The organism is Pedobacter heparinus, assembly GCF_032678725.1.
Taxonomy (GTDB): Bacteria; Bacteroidota; Bacteroidia; order Sphingobacteriales; family Sphingobacteriaceae; genus Pedobacter; species Pedobacter heparinus_A.
In genome coordinates, this window is sequence record NZ_JAVTSC010000001.1 from 471,864 (window position 1) to 495,337 (window position 23,474).

A 23,474-nucleotide genomic window follows, 5' to 3' on the forward strand; every position below is an offset into this window, starting at 1 on the left:
TTCCTGATGAAGCCGGAAAACAGATGCCAGAATTGAGAAGAATCCCTATTTTGTCCTTTTACCAGAATTTCACATACAGCGCCCCTACAATCAATAAGGTCAGCACAATAAGGATCAATGTAGAAGGGGACACTTTAAACATCGCTTTATCCAGTTCAAAAGCCTTAGGGTTAACTTTAGGCCCACCCATACTGATGGCAATCATCAGGATCATGGTAAACATAAAAGATAAACCCATACAGATATGGAAAGGAATCTCAAAACCACCTTTACCATTAGGATAGGCCGTATACAACCAGGTATCATTACCCATTACAGACGGCGCCAGCTCGTTAAAGAAAACCGATAAAAGAAAACCCGCAATTACTCCAGCAATGGCTGCACTTCCGGTAGTCCTTTTCCAGAACATACCCAGGATGAACATGGCAAATACACCAGGACTGATAAAGCCCGTATACTTCTGAATATAAGTGAAACCACCAACACCACCAATGCCCAGTAAATCGGTCCAGGTAAACATTACGGCAAGAATCAGTCCTGCAAAAACTGTAGCGCGGCCAACAAATACCAGATTCCGCTGATCAGCATCCTTTTTAAGGTACTTTAAATAGACATCTAAAGTGAAAATTGTAGAGATACTGTTTACTTTACCTGCCAGCGAAGCCACAATGGCGGCAGTTAAGGCTGCAATGGATAAACCTTTAAGGCCGGTAGGGAGGAAGGTAAGGACAGCCGAATACGCACCATCTTTTCCGCCAACCAACTGAGGCAAGTGGCCATTTTTATACAATACAAAAGCTGCAATACCAGGAAGCATCACGATCACAGGCATCAGGAGTTTCAGGAAACCCGCAAATAAAATACCTGTTCTGGCAGTTTGCAGGTCAGCACCCAATGCCCTTTGCGTAATGTACTGGTTGCAGCCCCAGTAATTCAGGTTGATGATCCAGATACCAGCCGCATAAGATAATGCACCTGGGAAAGTCAGGTATTTGCTGATCTCGTTTTGTGAAGAATCAGCCGTAGGCTTCGGTATGATCATTTTAAAATGTTCCGGAGCTTGTTCCATGAGCACATTAAAGCCCGCAATAGCATTGGCACCTACGCCAAATTTCTGTCCTACTACGGTCAGCGCAATATAGGTGGTTACCAAACCACCAAAAATCAGCACCGCAACCTGGATCACATCTGTATACGCCACCACTTTCATACCTCCAAGGGAAATGAGCAAGGCAAAAACAGCCAGCCCCAGCATGATCACATGCAGGTATTCACCCCCTGTTAGTCCGTTGATGGCCACTGCACCCAGGTACAGGATAGAGGTCAGGTTTACAAAAATGTACAGGAACAGCCAGAAAACCGCCATGATCAGGGCAACAGTTTCATTGTACCTGTTTTGCAGGAACTGGGGCATGGTATAGATCTTATTTTTAAGGTATACCGGAATGAACCAAACCGCTACAATGATCAGGGCAATGGCTGCAATCCATTCATAGGCCGCAACCGCAATCCCCAGGAAGAAACCCTCACCACTCATGCCGATAAACTGCTCGGCAGAAATGTTGGAGGCAATCAGGGAAGCCCCGATAGCCCACCAGGTCAATGTACCTTCCGCCAGGAAAAATGCTTTGGCATCGTGTTCATTTTTTTTACGCCTGCTGTAAATGACATAGCCATAAACGGTGACGATGAGGAAGTAGAAAATGAAAACTACATAATCTGTAAAGACTAAACTGCTGCTCATAAGCTATAATATTTGGTTTTTTGTGTTTACTTGTTCAATTGGTAATACACCTCATTCCATCTGAGCTCGTTGCGGAACTGGTTAAGATTCGTGTTTTTATCGATAATTACAGTTTCAATACCAGCCATATCTGCAAAATCAGTCATATGTTCAGCAGTCAGGTTCTGGCTGTAACCGGTATGGTGTGCACCACCCGCATAGATCCATGCAGCACAACCTGTTTTCATATCCGGCTGCGGTTTCCACAATACGCGTGCAACCGGTAATTTAGGGATATCCTCTGTTGCAGCAACAGCATCTACATTGTTCACAAGCATGCGGAAACGATTGCCCATGTCTACAATAGAAGCATTGAGTGCAGGACCACCGGCAGCGTTAAAGATCAACCTTACCGGATCTGCCTTGCCACCTATACCCAAAGGCTGAATGTCACATTTTACCGGCCCGTCTGCAATAGATTCGCAGATCTCGAGCATGTGTGAGCCCAGAACCAGTGAATTGGCCGGATCAAAATGATAGGTATAATCTTCCATAAAAGAGTTACCGCCTTTTAAGCCCGTGCCCATTACCTTCATGGCCCTTACCAGCGCAGCTGTTTTCCAGTCGCCTTCGCCGCCAAAACCATAGCCTTCAGCCATTAAGCGTTGTGAAGCAATACCCGGAAGTTGTGCCATACCGTGCAGGTCCTCAAAAGTATCGGTATAGCCTTTATAATTGCCATCCTGCAAAAAGGCGCGCATACCAATCTCAATTTTAGCGGCCTCACGTAAAGAAGCATGCTGATCACCGCCCTTAACCAGGGATTTGGTCATCACGTAACGCGCTTCATATTCCTTGATCAGCTGATCAATTGCTGCATCACTGGTCTGGTTGATCACCGCAACCAGGTCACCGATCCCATGTGTATTTACGGAATACCCAAACTTGATTTCTGCTTCTACTTTATCCCCGTCGGTTACCGCAACATAGCGCATGTTGTCGCCAAAGCGCACAAATTTAGCACCCTGCATGTCATTCCACCCTGCTGCTGCCCTTAACCAGGTATTCAACCCTTCTCTAACTTCATTGTCTTGCCAATGGCCAACTACTACTTTGCGGTTCAGGCGCATCCTCGACATGATAAAACCAAATTCCCGGTCGCCATGGGCGCTCTGGTTCAGGTTCATAAAGTCCATATCTATAGTGCTCCATGGAATGTCCCGGTTAAACTGCGTATGCAGGTGCAGCAAAGGTTTTTGTAATACTTTTAAGCCGCCAATCCACATTTTTGCAGGCGAGAAAGTATGCATCCAGGCAATCACCCCGATACAGTTTTCTGCTGTATTGGCTTCCTGGCAGATCTGGTAAATTTCTTCAGGTGATTTAACAACCGGCTTGAATATAATCTTAACAGGGATTTGCGGGGCATCATTCAATGCTTTTGCAATCTGCATAGAATGTTCTGCTACCTGCCTAAGTGTTTCTTCTCCGTATAAATGCTGGCTTCCTGTAATAAACCAGGCTTCAAATTGTTTCAGGTTAATCATTTTTATCTATCTTTTATTGTCCGTAATAAGCATCTGCACCATGTTTCCGGTCATAGTGCTTTTTAATTAAAGCGTCTTTTAATTTGGGTACGTCTTTTCTGATCTGTTCCGTAAGCAGGGCCATTCTGCCCACTTCTTCCAGTACCGCGCTATTGTAAACCGCTTTAGCTGCAGTTTTCCCCCAGGTAAAAGGCGCGTGGTTTCCCACAAGGATCATTTCTACTTCCTTATAGCTCAGGCCTTCCGCTTTAAAATGGCTCATGATCTGGAAACCGGTTTCATATTCATAATTCCCCTCGATCATATCATCCTGCATAGGTGGGGCACATGGAATATCTACGGTAAGGTGATCGGCATGTGTGGTACCGTAAATTGGAATGGCACGCTGTGATTGCGCCCAGGCAGTTCCATAAGTAGAATGAGTATGTACAATGCCACCAATCCCTTCCCAATGTTTATATAACACCGCATGGGTCCTGGTGTCCGAAGAAGGACGTAAAAGCCCTTCAACTGTATTACCCTCAAAATCCACGATCACCATTTTTTCCGGGCTCAGTTCTTCATAAGCAACTCCGCTCGGTTTAATAGCAAAAACGCCTTTAGTCCTGTCCACTGCACTGGCGTTGCCAAAAGTGAACAATACCAGCCCCAGTTTGGGCAGCTGCATGTTCGCTTCGTAGGCTTGTTCTCTGATTTCCTGATAATTACTCATATCGATATTTTTTTAGCTGTGAAAAAATCACAATTAAGCCTAATGTTCATTTTTTGTATTTTCTTCTATATATATACCCAGTGCTTTATACTTTGAAAAACGGGTTTCATAATAGCCCACATTTTCCGGTTCCGGGAAATATTCTTTGTCAAAACCACTGCCCATACCTTTCATTGCGGCTTCAACATTGGGATATACACCGGCCACCACAGCAGCAAACATGGCTGCACCCAATGCGCAGGTATGTTCAAACTGGTGGATGCGGATTGGCATATTCAGTACATTGGCCATGGTCTGCATTACAAAAGGAGATTTTTTAGCTACGCCGCCAATGCCAATGATCCCCTTAACAGGAATGCCTTCTGCTATAAATCGGTCTACTATATTTTTAGCCCCGAAACAGGTAGCCTCTACCAGTGCCCTGAATACACGGGGGGCATCGCTACCCAGGTCAAGATTGCTGACGGCACCCTTTAATTCCTGGTTGGCATCCGGCGTCCTTCGGCCGTTTAACCAATCGACAGCCAGTTCATCATCCTCATTTTTAGGCAGGAGGGAAGCCTGTTTACTCAGTTCGGGGATCATCCTGTCCATTAATTCCTGCTCCAAAGCAGCTGCGGTAGCTGCATCTATTATGGTGGATTGTTTCAGCAGGTTCTTAACCGGCCAGGAAAGCAACTCCTTAAACCAGGCATAAGTATCGCCGAAGGCCGATTGTCCGGCCTCTAGTCCCAGCATACCTGGAATAACAGAACCATTTACCTGCCCGCAGATCCCTTTGATCAGTTTATTGTCGATGTCAGCTGTGGGTACGGCCAGGATATCGCAGGTAGAAGTTCCCATTACTTTACTCAGATGATAAGGTTCTATCTGCCCGCCAACAGCCCCCATATGGGCATCAAAAGCGCCTACGCCAATCAGGACCTCAGGATTCAGCCCTAAGCGCGCTGCCCATTCTGCACTGATCGTCCCTGCTGTTTCATCTGAGGTATAGGTATCCTGATATAAACGTTCCGTAAAGCCCGCTAACACAGGGTCAAGCTCCGTAAAGAATGCATCAGGTGGTAAACCGGCAAACTCTTCAGCCCATAAGGCTTTATGTCCGGCGGCACAGCGGCTTCTTTTCATTTCCGAAACCTCGTTTCCGCCGGTAAGCAGAAAAGGGATCCAGTCGCAATGTTCTACCCAGGAATAGCAGGCCTCTTTTACTGCATCATCCGCGCGTAAAATATGTAATAGTTTGGCCCAGAACCATTCTGATGAATAAATACCGCCACAATACTTTAAATAATTGGTTTCATATTTTTCCGCATGCTTGTTGATCTGCATGGCTTCCTTTACCGAAGTATGATCTTTCCATAGCACGAACATGGCATTTGGGTTTTCCTCAAATTCTGGTAATAAAGCAAGTGGCGTTCCTGCTGCATTTACTGCAACAGGAGAGGAACCTGTCGTGTCTACTGCAATCGCCTTTATGGCTCCTGCAACAGCGCTGCCGCCTGCCTTTTGGATACAGTCTTTTATGCTTTGTTCCAAACCCTCTATATAATCTAAAGGATGTTGCCTGAATTGATTCTTTGCAGGATTGCAATATAAACCTTTTTGCCAGCGGGGATAGTAGAAAACTGAAGAAGCCAGTTCTGCCCCGTTTTTTGTATCGATGATGACAGACCGTACCGAATCCGACCCGTAATCAACCCCTATCACGTATTGATCTTTGCTCATATTTAGTTAAATAAACGTCTAATTAACATTTATTTTTTTTATTAAAAGAATTTATTTGAATAAACCTTTCAATTGAGCTAAAAGACTACTATACAGCTATTAATTTATCGGGCTTCGGAATGAAGTTCAGGAAAGCCTGGAAGTTGGCCTGGTATTTTTTCTTATCCAGCTTAAAATAGAATGCTCCCTTTTTAGAACCGGATTTATCTTTTTCGCTAAGTTTAATCAGCAACCTGGTGGCCGTCAGCTTCCTGATGAAGTTCCTGTTGTCAATTTGGGTATTGTAGACATCTTCATACAGGTTCTGCAATTGCGGGATGGTAAACTTTTTAGGCAGCAGCTCAAAAAGGATCGGGTGGAGGGCTGCCTTATACCTTATTTTCTTTTTTGCAGTCTCCACCATCTCATCGTGGTCGAATATCAGCGATGGCGCATCTTTTAACAAGAACCATTCGGCGTGGTACTGGTCGTTCAGCTGCGCTTCATATTTATGGATGTCTATCAATGCAAAGTAAGTTACAGAGAGCGTCCTTTCTATCGGATCCCTTAAAGGATTGCCATAAGCCAGAATTTGTTCCAGGTAAACACCATTCAGACCGGTAAGCTGGGTAAGCACCCGGTTTGCCGCATCATCCAGGCTTTCTTCAGGACGCACAAAACCACCCATTAAACTCCATTTATCTTTTTCCGGTTCAAACCCCCGTTTAATGAGCAGTAGCTTTAAATGTTCTCCGTCAAAACCAAATACAATGCAGTCAACTGCTATTAAAAACCGGTTTTGATCAGTATATTGTGTCATTCTCAGGATAATTTTATTTCAATTCTGTTTGTTTTCTTTGGGCATATTTATGGTTTATCTTAAAATTTATTGCATCTTGTTGACGAAATATACCCGGCGTAAAGATATTATATTCACCAATATTAAGGGTGGTTTTGACATTTAATATTCTTTTTCTAATTTAGTTAACCGATCAGATATAAAACACACATTATGAACAAAACAATCCAAACCATTTTTTTAAGCTTTGCAGCCCTGTGTACCTTGAGCAGCTGTAACAGTCCTTCAACAACCAAAACTGCAGGCAGCGATACCAGCAGCACTGTGGTTTCAATTGTTAAACATCCGGATTCAGCCGCATTTAAAGCTAATCTTAATGGAAAAGAAGTAGCTTTATATACTTTAAAAAATAGAAACGGGGCAGAAGCCAGCATTACCAATTACGGTGGAAGGATTATTTCTTTATGGGTACCCAATAACAAAGGTGGCTTTACTGACGTGGTGCTAGGCTATGACAGTCTTAAATCTTACCAGAAAAAAGGAGAACCATTTTTTGGCGCATTGATTGGCCGTTACGGAAACCGCATTGCAAAAGGAAAATTTACTTTAGACGGCAGTGCTTATCAACTGCAGCTCAATGATGGGGTGAATACCCTTCATGGTGGCTTTGATGGTTTCTTTGGCCAGGTATGGGATGCAAAACTGGTAAACGAACAAACTCTGGAGCTGGCTTATTTCTCTAAAGACGGCGAAGCGGGCTATCCGGGTAATTTGACCGTTAAGGTAACTTATGAACTGAGCAATGACAATGAGATTAAAATCAGCTATAGCGCGACTACCGATAAAAACACCGTAGTTAACTTAACCAATCATGCTTATTTTAACCTCAATGGAGATGGAGATTCGACCATTACAGATCATTTGCTAACCATCAATGCCGATGGTTATACCCCTGTTGATGCTACCCTGATCCCTACCGGCAAAATTGAGAAAGTGGCAGGCACGCCTTTCGATTTTAATAAAGCAACTGCCATTGGTGCAAGGATTAACGAAAGTAACGAACAACTAAAATATGGAAAAGGTTATGACCATAACTTTGTATTGAGAAAAGAAGCAGGATTGCAAAAAGTAGCAAGCGTTAGCAGTACAAAAACAGGTATTGTAATGGATATACTAACCGAAGAACCAGGACTGCAGTTTTATAGCGGTAACTTCTTAACCGGTGAAGAACATGATGGTAAAAACCAGGTGAGCTATCCGCACCGTTCTGCTTTTTGCCTGGAGACGCAACATTTTCCGGATTCTCCTAACCAGGCTGCCTTCCCTTCAACAGTGTTAAAGCCAGGACAGGAATATAAAACAGTAACCGTTTATAAATTTACGGTTCAGCAATAAGCCGACAAAATATTGATCTTGCAAAGGGTGTCTGTATCATTTCAGACACCCTTTTTTGTGACCGGAAATAGCGAATATGAAAGTAAACACCTATTTTTACCCTTAACCAAACCCATTCTTGAATGTCTTCATCATTTGTTTTGAATAAAGTAGCTCTGCTGATTATCCTGTTGCTGGGATATGAGGTTGCTGATGCCCAGAAAAACAAAATGAATTTCAACCACCTTACCGTTGAAAACGGGCTTTCACAAAGCAGCGTATTGTCAATTGCGCAGGATAGCATGGGCTTCATGTGGTTTGGCACTAAAGACGGATTGAACAAATACAATACCCGGAATTTTGAGATCTATAAACGCGAAAAAGGAGACAATACCTCTTTAAGCAGTGGGCAGAACATTAATTTTCTGCTTACCGATCGCAGAGGAAACCTTTGGGTAGGTACGCAGAAAGGACTCAACAGGTACTTGCCCGAAACAAATTCCTTCAAGCGTTATTTAAATGATCCGAAAAACAAACACAGCATCAGCAACAATACCATCAGAACAATTTGCGAAGACAGCAAGGGAAGTATCTGGATTGGAACAGACAGCGGTTTAAATAAACTGATCGGACACGATAAGTTTCAGCGTTTTATGCCGGCTAACGGCGGATTGCCCCATCACCTGATCAAGACTGTTTGCCAGGATCATGAAGGTGTTTTATGGATAGGCACTTTCCACGGGTTGAGCAGCATGTGGATGCAGGATGGGAAATACCATTTTAAATCCTACTTCCACAAAACCGGTGACCGGGAAAGTTTAATTGACAATGACATCAATATCGTTTATGAAGATCACAAACACAACTTATGGATAGGTACCCATAATAACGGACTGGAGTTGTTCAACCGCAGTACCGGCACATTTAAGCATTTTATGTCCAGAAAAGGACAGCCAGATGGCATCAGCAGTAATGTGATCCGTAAAATCAAGACAGATCAGGATGGACGTTTATGGATATCCACCTTAAATGGTATCAATTTACTCGACCTGGAAACCAATAAATTTACGGTACTGAACCACAACCCTGAAGATCCCAACAGCCTGAACCAGAATTCCATTTATGATATTCTGAAAGATGCAACGGGTTCCATCTGGGCAGGTACCTATTATGGAGGAGTTAACTTTTACCATGCCAATTCAACCCCTTTCAGAGAGTACAAAACTACTCTTGGGAAAAACGGGATCAGCAGTAACGTGGTCAGTTCTATCGTTGAAGATAAATACCATAATTTATGGATCGGAACCGAAGCCGAGGGTCTGAATTATTACGACAGGGCTAACGGGCAGTTTACCAGTTTCAAGCATGATGTGGAAAACCCCAATTCCTTAAGCTCCAACCTGGTTAAAGCCATCTCTATTGATCAGAGTGGTAAAGTCTGGATAGGAACCTATGAAGGTGGCCTGGACCTATACCTGCCTGGTTCAAAGACCTTTAAACATTATAAACAAAATACCAGTGATCCTAAAGCTTTAAATTCCACCCGAATTGTTTGTCTGCTGCACGACAGCAGAAACCGTTTATGGATTGGGACCAGGGCCCAGGGCATTTTTATATACAATGAAAAAGAAGATAATTTTACTCCTTTCAGCAGTGCAACCAATCATCACGACCTGAAGTTTATCCGTTACTTTTTTGAGGACAGTAAAAAGAATGTATGGATTGCCACCAATTCAGGTACCTATATCTTTGATCCAAATACGAATAAAGTAAAAGCCTTTACGATCAATGACAACAGTTCAAAATTCGATGACATCAACCTGATCCAGGAAGACAGTAAAGGCATCATCTGGCTGGGTAGTTACGATGCAGGCTTAATACGTTACAATCCTTTTAAAAATAAAACTACTTTTTTTACCATGAAAAACGGTTTGCCCAGCAATGTCATTCTTGGCGTGCTGGAAGACGATCATGGAAATTTATGGATCAGCACGGCCGATGGATTGGCCAAGTTTGATAAAAAAGTTTTTAAAACCTTTACGGTACAGGATGGTCTTCCTGGTAATGTGTTTAATTACAACTCCTTTTTTAAAGATAGCAAAGGAGAATTTTATTTTGGTGGTTACAATGGCCTGGTCAGCTTTTTTCCGGACCAGATCAAAGAAAACAAAAAAGTACCTAAAGTTATTTTTACTAGGCTCAGGCTTTTTAATAAAACAGTTGTCATCGGCGATGAAAGTAAGCTGCTAAACAGGAACATCAGCCTGACAAAGGAAATCTCCTTTTCACATGCCCAGAATATTTTTAGCCTGGAGTTTGCGGTGCTCAACTATATCAAATCGGAAAAAAATAAGTATGCTTATAAACTGGAGGGCCTGGATAAAGAATGGAATTATGTAACTGTACCCGCTGCCACCTTTACCAATCTACCTTCAGGAACTTATAAGTTGCTCATTAAAGGTGCCAATAATGATGGGGTCTGGACAAAAGAAGCAGAACAAATGATCATCCATATCCGGCCACCCTTCTGGAAAACCTGGTGGGCCTATGTGATCTATGCACTGTGTTTTTCAGCAATCCTGTTTTTGGTTTTCCGCTTTTTGTGGATCAGGGCCCTTTTGCGAAAAGAACACGAGATCTATCAGATGAAGATGGATTTCTTTACCAATGTTTCTCATGAGATCCGGACACCCTTAACGCTTATTGTTGGTCCTTTAGAACACTTAATAAACGATACCAAAGAGTCTCCGAAATTGAACCGCCGGCTGCTAACCGTTAAAAAGAATGCAAACCGCTTAACCCGGCTGGTTAATGAACTGATGGATTTCAGAAAAGAAGAGGCCGGTAAAATGACTTTGAACGTATCTCCCGAAAATATCGTTGAATTTGCTAAAGAGATCTATTTATCTTTTCAGTACCTCGCGATCAAACACCATATCGGTTACCAGTTTATTAGTGATGATGATCATATAGAGGTCTATTTCGACCATGAACAGCTGGAAAAGGTGTTCTTTAACCTCTTATCTAATGCCTTTAAATTTACCCCAGACTACGGGATCATTACATTATCGGTTAAAAAGACCGGAAATGGATACCTGGAAATTACAGTCTCAGACAATGGAAAAGGTATTCCGGAAGAGAGCAGGGACAAGATATTTACCAATTTTTATCAGGTTAAAGATCCGCTGTCGCGGAACAGCGGTACGGGGATAGGACTCGCCTTATCTAAAAAGATAGCCAGGTTGCACCATGGCGATTTATTGCTGCTGCCCAGTTCGCTATCTGCAGGAAATGTCCAAACCTGCTTTTGTCTTAAGCTCAGGACCGGACACAGTCATTTTAAAAAGGATGAGCTGATCCCCCAATTTGTCAATGTAGAAAGTCCGGACTTGTACCGTTTGCCCCAGGAAATTGCAGAAACAGCCGAACAAGATAACCCGGATGAAGGAACCAGTGAAGAACGCATCACCCTGATGATTGTAGAGGACAACCGGGAAATCCGCGATTTTATCAGGCAATCCTTACGTCCGTTTTACCACATCATTGAGGCCGAAGACGGAGAAAAAGGCGCTCAGCTTGCTTTTGAGAAAATCCCGGACATCATTGTCAGTGATGTCATGATGCCGGTAATGGATGGACTGGAACTCTGCCGTGTGCTGAAAACTGATGCCCGTACCAGCCATATCCCCATCATCCTGTTAACGGCGCGTTCCGGAAATATCCACGAGGTAAGTGGTTTAAAAACCGGTGCCGAAGCATACATTACCAAGCCCTTTAGCATTGATGTGCTGCAGCTCAATATCAATAACCTGCTGGCACTTCAGGCTAATATGAGAAGAAAGTTCAGCCAGCAAATTACCCTGCAGCCTTCTAATATACTCATAGAATCTACGGATGAAGAATTCTTAAATAAGATCATGCGCATCATTGAAGATAATTTCAGTATGGATGAATTTAATGTTAATATACTGGCTGCCGAGGTGGGGATGAGTACGCCAATCCTGTATAAAAAGATAAAGGCGCTCACCGGCATGACGGTAAATAATTTTATCAAATCTGTGCGGTTAAAAAGAGCTGCCCAGTTGCTCAGACAACATACCTATACCGTTTATGAAGTGGCCTATATGGTCGGTTTCAATGACAGTAAGTATTTCAGTAAAGAATTTGCCAAGCAGTTTGGCCGTACCCCAACTGATTACAGCACAGAGGACGAAGCGTAATATCCTGACAAAAAAGCTGAATAAAATGCCAATCTGAGCGAGTTTAAAAATGCTATATTTGAGTATTGCTAACCGAATATATGATGTCTTACAACCAATTTACTGATGAGGAATTGGCAGATCTGCTGAGAAACGGCGATCATAAGGCTTATACTGTTATTTTTGACCGCTTTTACGGCTTGTTATTTATTCACGCCTGTAAGATGCTGGCTAACGAAGATGAGGCAAAAGATGTGGTTCAGGAACTGTTTGAAATTCTTTGGACCCGACGGGAAAGCCTGTTTTTTGAACACAGCTTATCCGCTTATTTATATGCAGGTATCCGCAACCGGATCATCAACCGTATGGAACACCAGCAGGTAAAGGACAAATACATCAATTCCCTCCGCAATTTTATAGACTGTGACAGCTACCTGTCCGATTACCAGATCAGAGAGCGGGAAATGAAAAAGATCATCGAAAGGGAAATATCGGCCCTGCCTGCTAAAATGCGGGAAGTATTTGAACTCAGCAGGAAGGAGTATCTTTCCTATAAGCAGATCGCCCTAAAATTGCAGTTATCTGAGCAAACTGTTAGAACACATGTAAAAAAGGCCTTGCGGATTCTCCGGCCTAAATTGACCCTTGTTGTTTATTTGTTTTTAATTTATTTCCTGTTTTAATAAACTAGCTGCTGAGGGCTGCTAATCTACTCCATTATGAAAGCAATAAGAATTGCCATTTTATTATGCATCATCAGTATGACTTGTTTTGCGCAGCAAAAGATACAAATCCTGGTCATTACCGGCGGGCATGGTTTTAAACAGGAACCGTTCTATCACCTATTTGATTCTCTAGGTAGAGGTATCAGTTATGATAAACTGGAACAACCGGCAGCGAATGAGCTGATCGCCTCTCCGGCTGTCGACAAATACGATGCCCTTGTTTTTTATGACATGTACAATTCCATTACACCAGCACAAAAACAGGCGTATGTACAATTGTTGAAGAAAGGAAAGGCCATGATATTTCTACACCATTCCCTGGTATCCTATCAGGATTGGGATGAATTTCAGCGGATTATTGGCGGTAAATATTATGAGAAGGCAACGCTTGTAAAAGGTGATACCATAAAATCAAGCTATCAGCACGATGTCATTATCCCGGTAAAAATAGCAGACCCTAAGCATCCCGTTACCAGAGGGCTAAAAGATTTTAAGATCTACGATGAAGTATATGGAAACTTTGGTATTCAGCCAAACATCCGGCCGCTACTCAGTACTACCCATCCCGGGAGTTCGCATTGTATCGCATGGATTAATTCATATGAGCAAACAGATGTACTGTTTATCCAATTGGGCCATGGACCGGAAGCCTTTGGAAATCCCAATTACAGGAAGTTGTTAAGGCAAGGAATTGAATGGTCAGTATTGCGGCATCGCAAGAAATGATTTGTAAATGCACCATAAAAATATTTTTTTAAAATAAGTACCCTATACCCCCTGGCTTTCCTGTCTTATAAGTACAAAAAGGAAAAATACAGTTTACGGTATGCAGAAAGACCCGGGTAAATTATTAGAAAAATACAAAGCAGGCAATTGCAATGAAGAAGAAAAAGCAATTGTAGAAAGCTGGTACCTTGATCTGGCATCCAAAGGAAATGCCCCTGCGCCCCTGAGTATAGAACTTTCCAAAAATGAAGTGTGGGCATCCTTAACAGCAGGCAAGCCCCAGCGAAAGCTAAACACTGCCTGGTGGTGGGGTATTGCAGCAGCAATAACACTCCTGGTTGGTGCTGCCGGATTTTTCAGATCAAAAGAGGCCGGGGTAAATCCTCTTAGCAAGCGCAGCTCAAAACATGACGACATCGCCCCAGGTGGCAATAAGGCTTTCCTTACCCTGGCTGATGGCACAAAAATTTCTTTAACAGATGCCGGAAATGGAGAGATTGCCAAACAGCAGGGCCTGAGTATCCAAAAAACCGCCGATGGGCAGCTGGTATATGCTGTGGATGAAAAAGCAGCCGGAAAAAATGGAATGGCTGCATTCAATGCCATCGAAACCCCAAAAGGAGGGCAATACCAGATCAATTTACCCGATGGCACCAGGGTATGGTTAAACGCGGCCTCTTCCCTTCGTTACCCAACTAAATTTAGTGGAGATACCCGTAAGGTAACCCTTAATGGGGAAGGATATTTTGAAGTAGCCAAAATAAAGGGCAATACCGGCAAACGCATGCCTTTTATAGTTAAAACCGGAAACCAGGAGGTAGAAGTACTGGGTACACATTTTAACATCAATAGTTACGATGAGGAGGATGAAGTCAAAACAACGCTGCTTGAAGGTTCGGTAAGGGTTTCTGTAGTAGAAAGCACAAATGGCAATCTTAAAAAGGGTCCTTCTAAATTACTGAAGCCTGGCGAGCAAAGCCAGTTGCGCAGCGATGCCATAGCTGTAAAAACTGTGGATACCGAAACCATCATGGCCTGGAAAAACGGCGATTTTGTTTTCAAAGGAGATGACCTGAAGAGCATCATGAAAAAAGTATCGCGGTGGTATGATGTAGAAGTGATCTATAAAGGGAATTTCGACCAGTTGAAATTTGGCGGTTATATCTCCCGTTCAAAAAACATTTCTTCTGTACTGGGAATCATGGAGTCAACTGGTAAGGTCCATTTCTCAGTAGAAGGTAAAAAGGTAATCGTATTAAAATAGCCTATCTATAAACAAGCAAAAATAAATAACAACTAACCAAAATTAAACAAGATGAAGAATAGAAAAATTACACAGCAGTCGCCTTAATAAAAAACCGGAAGTGCTACGAACACTCCCGGTAAAAAAATGGCTGGGATTACCCGCAAACTTTAATTTTTAGTTTAACCCAACTTATCAAATGTATGAACTTTTACACACAATCTGTATGTAAGCCACCAGGCTTTGTACACAAATTTCTGTTGATAATGAAATTTACCTTGATTTTATTGGTCACAGCCTTTTTGCAGCTAGCGCAGGCCAGTAAGGCCCAGCGCATCACCCTATCACAAAAAAATGCCAGTCTGGAACAGGTATTTAAAGAAATCCGTAAGCAAAGCGGTTATGATTTTTTCTATGATCTGGAAGACATCCGGAAGGCAAAAAGAGTTGACCTTTCTGTAAATAATGAAACACTGGAAGAAGTGCTGAAACGCTGTTTTGAAGACCAGCCTTTTACTTTTATGCTCAAAGATAAGACCGTGATCATTAAGGAAAGGAAACAGGCTGTGGTTTCACTAGTTAAACAGGCTCTCCAGAAGATTGACATCAAAGGTAAGGTTACCGATCCGAACGGCGGGCCATTACCGGGAGTGAGCATAAAACTTAAAGGATCAAATGTAGGCGCCATGAGCGATAGCAATGGCAATTATGTGATATCCTTATCCGATGGCACAGGTACCCTGGTATTCAGTTTCATTGGTTTTGCCACCCAGGAAATACCTGTAAATGGTCGCAGCAATATTGATGTGGTTTTAAAAGAAGAGGATAAAGCACTATCAGAAGTAGTAGTAGTGGGCTACGGTACCCAAAAGAAAGTGAACCTGACCGGCGCGGTAGCTTCTGTTACAGGTACTGAATTGACCACCAGACAGGCACCTAATACTACCTCTTTATTACAGGGCCGGATGCCCGGTGTACAGGTAACCCAGAATTCAGGACAACCTGGCGCCGAAAGTGCAAGCATACAAATCCGTGGTATGGGTACCTTCAGTAAGGCATCCAACGATCCATTGATCTTAATCGACGGAATTGAAGGAAACCTAAACAATGTTAACCCCAACCAGATCGAGAGCATTTCAGTCTTAAAAGATGCTGCGTCAGCAGCGATTTATGGTTCAAGGGCCGCCAATGGCGTTATCCTGGTAACCACAAAGTCAGGTAAAGCCGGCAGGTTAAACATTGATTACAGCTATAACTTTGGCAGCCAGCGGGCTACTTCTATATATGACCGGATCACCAATTCTGTGGAGTTCATGGAATTGCTGAACAAAGCCATCATCCATACCGGAACAAGTGCTAACCAGACTTACTTACCCGAACATATAGAAGCCTATCGCCAGGGTGCATTAACCAATCCGGCACAATATCCGAGCTACGACTGGATGGATGCGATCTTTCGTACCGCCCCCATGCAGCAGCATTACCTGAGTGTAAATGGTGGTAAAGAAGGAACTACCTATAATTTTGGTGCCGGATACCTGGATCAGGATGGTATCCTGATTGCGACAGGTTATAAACGGTACGATGCCCAATTTAATTTCAAAACGGCCTTGAATAAAAGGGTAACTTTTGGTACCAATATTTCCTTTTCAAAAGGCAAGCGGAATGAAACGGCCTTAAACAATAACTTTGACGGCAATTCAACCGAAGATCAGATCTTAAGTGCTTTGGCCGCTCACCCTACATTTACGCCTAAACTGCCCGATGGCAGCGGCAGGTATGCTGCAAAAGCCTTCATCTTTGAAGGCGGAAATAAAAACCCTGTGGCAACAGCGGAAAATGGAGGCAGATACCTGAACAACCATTATGCGCTGGCGTCTGCCTATTTAAACGTAGACATCCTTCCCGGATTGAAAGGGGAGATCAAAGGTGCGGTTAAATATAACGAAAGAGAAACCAAAGTACACGTGGTGGGTATCCCCGGTTACATGTTCCTGCCCGATGCCAGCACAGGCTTGTACAATTATAACACCCAATGGAATGGTACAGTTGGCGAGAACAATTTAACAGTTCGCAATGATAAAGATGTTCAGTATACCGTTTTCGGAACGCTGAATTACACCAAAAAAATTGCCGAAGACCATAACCTGGGCGCCTTACTGGGAGTTAGCCAGGAAACCTTCAGGTATGATCGTTTACAGGGCTTTAAAAGAAATGCACCATCTGATGACCTGCTGGATCCAAGTATTTTTGAACCAGGCGGGCAAACAGTAGATGGTTTCAGCTACGAATGGGCATTACAATCGCTCTTCGGAAGATTAAACTACGACTACAAAGAGAAATACCTTTTGGAAATGAACTTCCGTTATGATGGTTCATCCCGTTTCCCATCAGGTAACAAATGGGGCTTTTTCCCTTCTGCGTCTGCAGGTTGGCGGATCAACCAGGAAAATTTCCTGAAGGATGTGAGCTGGCTGAACAACTTGAAAGCCCGGGTTTCCTGGGGGCAGGTGGGTAACCAGAACGTGAACAGAACGCTGCTTGGCGAATCTATGCCCTATCCTTACCAGTCGGTTTTAAACCCATACCTGTATTTTATCGGTGGCAGCCTGCAGCAGGGGGTAACCCAAACCGACCTCATCAACCGGAACGTGAAATGGGAAACCACAACAGTAACTAACCTTGGAATTGATTTCAGCCTCTTTAAATCCAGCCTGTTTGGATCCGTAGATTGGTACACTAAAACAACCACAGATATTTTAAGAGAACTTCAGGTGCCAGACTTTATCGGACTGGCGGGGCCAACCGTAAACAGTGGGGAAATGAAAAACACAGGTGTTGAGTTCCTTTTAGGGTACGAAGGCAAAGTGAACGATTTCCATTATAAAGTGCAGGGAAATTTTGAAACCTATAAAAATGAAGTGGTAAAATACGGTGCCCGCGAGATCAACAGCGGTAATGGTACGATTACGCAGGAAGGACTGCCTTATAACTCTTATTACATGTATCTTTTTGATGGCATTTACCAGAACCAGGGGGAGATTGACAACGGACCAACGCCAATTGTGAAGCCCAAACCTGGTGACATGAAATACAAGGATGTAAGTGGACCAAATGGTGCTCCTGATGGTAAAATAACTACTGACGACCGTGTAATCGTCGGTGGGGCCTTCCCTAAATTCAATTATGGATTAACCGTTAATGCCGATTATAAAAACTTTGACCTGAGCTTCTTTTTACAAGGAGTACAAGGACGTAAAATCTACGTAAAAGAATGGGGTATTGCACCATTCAGACAGGCCGGTCCGCCGCCTACTTTCTGGAGAGGTGCCTGGGATGGCGAAGGAACTTCCAATACCATACCGCATATCTTCAATGAAAATTATGGTCCGAACACCCAGGTTTCCGACTGGTGGCTACAGGATGCTTCTTACCTCAGGTTAAAAAACCTGCAATTGGGCTATAACTTCCCCTCAAAGTTACTCAGTAAAGCTAAAATACAAGGTTTAAGGCTGTATGTATCTGGCGATAACCTGCTTACCTTTACCAATTTCTTTGATGGAAGTGATCCGGAACGCGCAGCTGCCAGTGGCAGAGCGGCCATTTATCCGCAGGCTAAGATTTATTCATTCGGACTTAAGGTTACCCTTTAAACGTGTATACAATGAGAACATTTATAACTATAGGAATTTTGGTGATGTCGGCAGTTTTTGTTACATCATGTAAAAAGGCACTGGATAAAGATCCGCTTTCTAACCCTAATGCCGAAAATTATTGGAGAACAGAAGGAGAGGCCAACAAGGCATTGGTAGCCTGTTATGCCAAACTTAAAGAGCCTATATTTTCTAATGGAAAAGGGCAGAGCGGAAACTTCCTGTATTGGGAGGCACTTTCTGATAATGCTTCAAATACCTCAAATTATGAGGCTTTTGACATCGTCATGAGGGGTGATCACAATTCTGCAACCACAGGGATCATCAGCAAAACCTTTACCTTCGGGTTCCAAGGTATTGCTTCCTGCAATTATTTTCTGGCCAACGTAGACCGGGTACCAAATATGGCTGAGGCTACCAATAAAAAACTGAAGGCTGAAGCCCTGTTCTTAAGGGCATATTATTACAACGAACTAACTCAGCTGTATGGCGCGTTGCCCATCATCTTACAACCTGCTGAACTTGGCGGTGACTATGCAAATACACCCAGGTCTCCAAAAGCCGATGTAGTTACCCAGATACTTAAAGACCTGGACTATGCCATCGCTAACCTGCCCCAGCTTGCTTATACTGACGGGCATGCCGTTAAAGGTACAGCCATCGCTTTAAAAACGAGGGTGCTGTTAAATAACGAACGCTATGGCGAAGCCGCTAATGCGGCATGGACCCTGATCGGCGATCCTGCAAATCCATTCCAGCTCTCCGCAAACTACGCCGGGATCTTCTTTGGTGATCAGTTCAATAACAAAGAAATCATGCTGTCGGTACAATTCAGGGCACCTGATGATTATCATTCCCTGGACCAGGTGATTGGCGGAAGGATGTCTGTATTTCCAACTGTTGAGCTTAGAAACGCTTATGAACCGAACGATCCCCGCAGAAAGATGACCATTTTTGAAGCCAACGATCCATGGGCATACAATCCCGGAGGTTTTAAACAGGCAGGTAGTACTGCCGAAGGACAGATCCCTTATACCACCATGGCCTTCAAAAAATGGGTGAATCCAGCGATAAACAATGCATCGGGAGCAACCCTGAGTGATCAGCACATGGTCAAGATCCGTTATGCTGATTTACTGCTCATGTACGCCGAAGCCATGTTTGAAAGCGGTCAGGGTGCAGATCTGCGTGCCTTAAAAGCTTTGAATGACGTGAGGGCAAGGCCAGGCGTAAATATGCCGGCTAAACTAGCGCTAACCAGGGAAATTATAAGGAATGAGAGAAGAATAGAACTGGCCTTTGAAGGATTGCGCTATAACGACCTGATCCGCTGGAAAATTGCTGCCCAGGTAATTCCCCAGGTGCCTTACGATGCCAAAGGAACAAAGCGTAAATTCAAATCGTATCTGTTCCCGATCCCATTGGGGCAAATGGACATCATGAGAAATGTCTGGACACAGAATCCTGACTTTTTATAAATAAAAAGTATGACTAAAATTAACCTGTTGCTTTCGCTGCTGCTATTGATAGCGGCGAAAGCCTTTTCTCAAACTGAGGGTACGGGTATCCAAAGCCCCGACAAGAAAATATCATTTGCACTTATCGTACAAAACAATAAACTGAACTATTTTATCAGCAGAAATAAAGAAAAGGTAATCGCACCTTCAGCTTTCAGCATGTCGGTTGATGGTGTAGTGATTACCGAAGGTGTTACTCTCGGTAAGGGCGAATTTTACCAGGAGGATGAAACATACCCTTGGTATGGCATACATTCAATAGCCCGAAACCAATATAATGGGGCAAAAATTAAGCTCACAAAAGGCAGTTTAAATTACATTTTGGATGTCCGTGTTTTTAATGACGGTGTCGCATTCCGGTTCATCGTACCTGGAAAAGAAGCGGATCAGAGAATTGTAGATGAAGCGACAGTATTTACTTTGCCAAAAGGTACGACCGCCTGGTACCACGACCTTTACATGCATTATGAAGGCCTGTATGAAAAGAAAGGACTGGATACTGTAAAAGCCGGCGAATGGGCGGCACCTTCGATAACCCTGCAGTTGCCCGAAAGCAAACTCTACCTTGCCATTACCGAGGCCGACCTTAAAAATTATGGCGGTATGGCACTGCAAACAGATGGAAAAAGAGGAATGGTACTGAGATTACCGCAAAACCAGCCAACTTCTTATCCTTATAAACTGCGCTACAGCCCGGAAGATACCCTGAAGTTGTCCAGACCAGCAGCCATAACCGGAACCATAAGTACCCCATGGCGGGTAGTCATGATTGCATCCGGTTTAAATGCATTGGTAAACAACGATATGGTACACAACCTTTGTCCGCCGCCAGATAAAAACATATTTCCCCAGGGCATTAAAACGGAATGGATAAAACCGGGCCCTGCGGTATGGAAATATCTGGACGAGGGTGGAGAAAGTACGGTAGCCAATATGAAGGAATTTTCCAGAATGGCAGCCGAGCTGGGTTTTAAACACAATATCCTGGAAGGTTTCTGGCGCAAATGGAGCGACGATGAGCTCAAGGACCTGGTCAGTTATTCCAAACAAAAAGGAGTGGAGATCTGGCTCTGGGAGCATTCCAAAAACCTATGGGACGCGCGCGCAAGACATGCCTTTTTTAAACGCTGCCATGACCTGGGAATCGGGGGCTTAAAACTCGATTTCTTTGATCATGAAGCAAAGGAAGTGGTCGATTTATACCAGGACATCTTAAAGGAAACCGCAGAATTGAAGTTGATGGTGGATTTTCATGGTGCCAATAAACCAACCGGACAGGAGCGTACCTGGCCAAATGAACTGACAAGGGAGGCTGTTAAAGGAATGGAAGCCAGTAAGCTGGCCGACAGGGCCACACATAACGTAACGCTGCCTTTTACCCGGTTCATTGCCGGGGCTGCAGAATATACGCCGGTACATTTTGGCGAACGTCGTAAAAATACCAGCTGGACACATCAGATTGCCACAGCAGCCATTTTTAGTGCACCTTTACTTACCTATGCTGCCAGTCCGCAACACCTGCTGGACAATCCCGCAGTTGACCTTATCAAAAGCATCCCTTCGATATGGGATGAAACCATCGTATTGCCGGGTTCCGCTATAGGCGAAGCTACGGTATATGCACGCAGAAAAGGTAAGACCTGGTTTTTGGCTGTCATCAATGGTACAAAAGCATTGACACTGGATGTTTCCCTTTCATTTCTGGGCGAAAGCGTATTCCAAACCAGCGAAGTCAGTGATGTAAAAGGGAATCCTGCAAGTTTAAAAGTAAGCAAAGGCGTAAACAGTAAAAAAGACAGAATATTGCTTAACCTTGCTCCTGGGGGGGCTATATCGCTAAATTCACTAAGTAATATCTTTTAGTTGTTCATCGCAATGCTAAATGTGCATTCGAAAGGAGCTGATTCCATTTGATCCATTATTATAAAAACCATGACGAAACAAAATCTAGCTGTATTCTTACTTTCATTTGGAATCTTACTCCTTGATAAGGAATTAGTAAGGGCACAAAATACCGTGCCTGATACATTGAAAAAATATATCCTTACGCCGCCTCCGCCTGAAACCCCGAAAATAAACGGGGCCAGCATATTTGGTGTGCGTGCGGGTTCGGCATTTCTGTATACCATTCCTGCTACAGGCCTCCGTCCAATGCAGTTCGGGGCAGAAAAATTGCCAAAAGGATTGAACGTTGATCGGGCTTCCGGTCGTATAACAGGTCGGGTTATGGAGCGGGGCGAGTATAAAGTGACCTTAACTGCAAAAAATGCGTTGGGAGAATCAAAGCGTATATTCCGCATTGTTGTAGGAGATAAAATAGCCTTAACTCCGCCTATGGGTTGGAATAGTTGGAATTGCTGGGGTGATGCGGTGAGCCAGGACAAAGTGCTCAGTTCGGCTAAAGCAATGGTTGAAAAAGGATTGGTAAATTATGGGTGGCAGTATATTAATATTGATGATGGCTGGCAGGCACTGCGGGGGGGCAAATACAATGCGGTTCAGCCTAATATTAAATTTCCTGACATGAAGGGGCTTTCGGACGAAATACACCGGATGGGCCTTAAGATCGGAATTTACTCCGGGCCCTGGGTTGGAACATATGCCGGTCATGTGGGCGCGTATGCTGACAATGCAGATGGGACCTACAATTGGGTAAAAAAAGGTAAACACAATGAGTTTTATCGTTTTGTAGATCCTGAAAAAAAGGAAAAGCATGGCGTAAACTATCACCATGGCCGCTATTCATTTGTGAAAAATGATGTGCAGCAATGGATGGATTGGGGAATGGACTATTTAAAGTACGACTGGAACCCGAATGATGTATATCATGTTAAAGAAATGATGGATGCTTTGCGTTCCCAGAACCGGGATGTGGTATATAGCCTGTCAAACAGTGCGCCCTACGGCGATGCAACCCAATGGGAAAAACTGGCCAATAGCTGGAGAACCACGGGCGACATCAGGGACACCTGGGATAGAATGTGCCAGTTAGGGTTCAACCAAACAAAATGGGCCCCTTTTTCCGGGCCGGGCCACTGGGTAGATCCGGATATGCTGGTAGTAGGGATGGTAGGTTGGGGGCCTAAATTACACTATACCCGTCTAACTGCCAACGAACAGTATACACATATTAGTTTGTGGTGTTTACTGTCATCGCCCTTGCTCATCGGTTGCGATATGGCACAGCTGGACGCGTTCACGATTAGCTTGCTGACGAATAATGAGGTGATAGATGTGAACCAGGATCCCTTGGGTAAGTTTGGTATGGCTGTAGCCGAAAGCGGGGAGACAGTGGTGTATGCCAAGCCGCTCGAGGATGGCTCAATGGCTGTAGGAATGTTTAACCGCGGAAAGAAAACAGAGAAAATTACAGTTACCTGGAAAATGCTGGGCCTGCGTGGCCAGCAAACTGTTCGCGATCTGTGGCGACAAAAGGATGTTGAACAGTCTGAAGAAGGCTTTGCATCGGATGTTGAACAGCATGGTGTTCGTTTGATAAAAATATACCCGGGTAACAGCCGTATGCAGGCAATTTCAGGAAAGTAACAATTT

General features: G+C 43.7%; 14 protein-coding genes. 9 read left to right on the forward strand and 5 right to left on the reverse strand.

Annotated elements, in window-relative coordinates; genetic code table 11:
• Positions 1-58: 58 nt before the first annotated feature.
• The 5 genes from R2Q85_RS01925 to R2Q85_RS01945 form a co-directional block, all read right to left on the reverse strand.
• Positions 59-1,744, reverse strand: a complete 1,686-nt coding sequence (locus R2Q85_RS01925) for a sodium:solute symporter family transporter (RefSeq protein ID WP_316810048.1) — start codon at positions 1,742-1,744, stop codon at positions 59-61.
• 26 nt (positions 1,745-1,770) lie between these two features.
• Positions 1,771-3,270, reverse strand: a complete 1,500-nt coding sequence (gene araA / locus R2Q85_RS01930; protein ID WP_316810049.1) for an L-arabinose isomerase — start codon at positions 3,268-3,270, stop codon at positions 1,771-1,773.
• A 13-nt stretch (positions 3,271-3,283) separates the two neighbouring features.
• Positions 3,284-3,982 (reverse strand): L-ribulose-5-phosphate 4-epimerase, encoded by a 699-nt coding sequence (locus R2Q85_RS01935; protein WP_316810050.1) that lies wholly within the window; start codon positions 3,980-3,982, stop codon positions 3,284-3,286.
• 39 nt (positions 3,983-4,021) lie between these two features.
• The gene (locus tag R2Q85_RS01940; protein WP_316810051.1) at positions 4,022-5,707 is read right to left on the reverse strand and encodes a ribulokinase; all 1,686 of its coding nucleotides are present in this window, start codon (positions 5,705-5,707) and stop codon (positions 4,022-4,024) included.
• Between the two features lie 88 nt (positions 5,708-5,795).
• Positions 5,796-6,506, reverse strand: coding sequence for an NUDIX hydrolase (locus R2Q85_RS01945; RefSeq protein WP_316810052.1), 711 nt, complete (start codon positions 6,504-6,506; stop codon positions 5,796-5,798).
• 192 nt (positions 6,507-6,698) lie between these two features.
• Here R2Q85_RS01945 and R2Q85_RS01950 point away from each other — a divergent pair, with 192 nt between their 5' ends.
• From R2Q85_RS01950 to R2Q85_RS01990, 9 genes are all read left to right on the forward strand, one after another.
• Complete coding sequence (locus R2Q85_RS01950; protein WP_316810053.1) at positions 6,699-7,880, forward strand: aldose epimerase family protein; 1,182 nt, start codon at positions 6,699-6,701, stop codon at positions 7,878-7,880.
• Positions 7,881-8,002: 122 nt separating this feature from the next.
• A complete protein-coding gene (locus R2Q85_RS01955) occupies positions 8,003-12,079 on the forward strand; it encodes a two-component regulator propeller domain-containing protein (RefSeq protein ID WP_316810054.1) in 4,077 nt (1,358 codons plus the stop codon).
• Positions 12,080-12,159: 80 nt separating this feature from the next.
• Positions 12,160-12,741 (forward strand): RNA polymerase sigma-70 factor, encoded by a 582-nt coding sequence (locus R2Q85_RS01960; RefSeq protein WP_316810055.1) that lies wholly within the window; start codon positions 12,160-12,162, stop codon positions 12,739-12,741.
• A 36-nt stretch (positions 12,742-12,777) separates the two neighbouring features.
• Positions 12,778-13,509: a ThuA domain-containing protein gene (locus R2Q85_RS01965; protein ID WP_316810056.1), complete on the forward strand. Its 732-nt coding sequence runs from the start codon at positions 12,778-12,780 to the stop codon at positions 13,507-13,509.
• 100 nt (positions 13,510-13,609) lie between these two features.
• A complete protein-coding gene (locus R2Q85_RS01970) occupies positions 13,610-14,773 on the forward strand; it encodes a FecR family protein (protein ID WP_316810057.1) in 1,164 nt (387 codons plus the stop codon).
• Between the two features lie 245 nt (positions 14,774-15,018).
• The gene (locus R2Q85_RS01975) at positions 15,019-18,405 is read left to right on the forward strand and encodes a TonB-dependent receptor (protein WP_316810058.1); all 3,387 of its coding nucleotides are present in this window, start codon (positions 15,019-15,021) and stop codon (positions 18,403-18,405) included.
• A gap of 11 nt (positions 18,406-18,416) precedes the next feature.
• Complete coding sequence (locus R2Q85_RS01980) at positions 18,417-19,883, forward strand: RagB/SusD family nutrient uptake outer membrane protein (RefSeq protein ID WP_316810059.1); 1,467 nt, start codon at positions 18,417-18,419, stop codon at positions 19,881-19,883.
• A gap of 9 nt (positions 19,884-19,892) precedes the next feature.
• Entirely contained in the window at positions 19,893-21,785 is a 1,893-nt protein-coding gene (locus R2Q85_RS01985) for a glycoside hydrolase family 97 protein (RefSeq protein WP_316810060.1), read from the forward strand.
• 69 nt (positions 21,786-21,854) lie between these two features.
• A complete protein-coding gene (locus R2Q85_RS01990; protein WP_316810061.1) occupies positions 21,855-23,468 on the forward strand; it encodes a putative Ig domain-containing protein in 1,614 nt (537 codons plus the stop codon).
• The last annotated feature ends 6 nt before the right edge of the window (positions 23,469-23,474 follow it).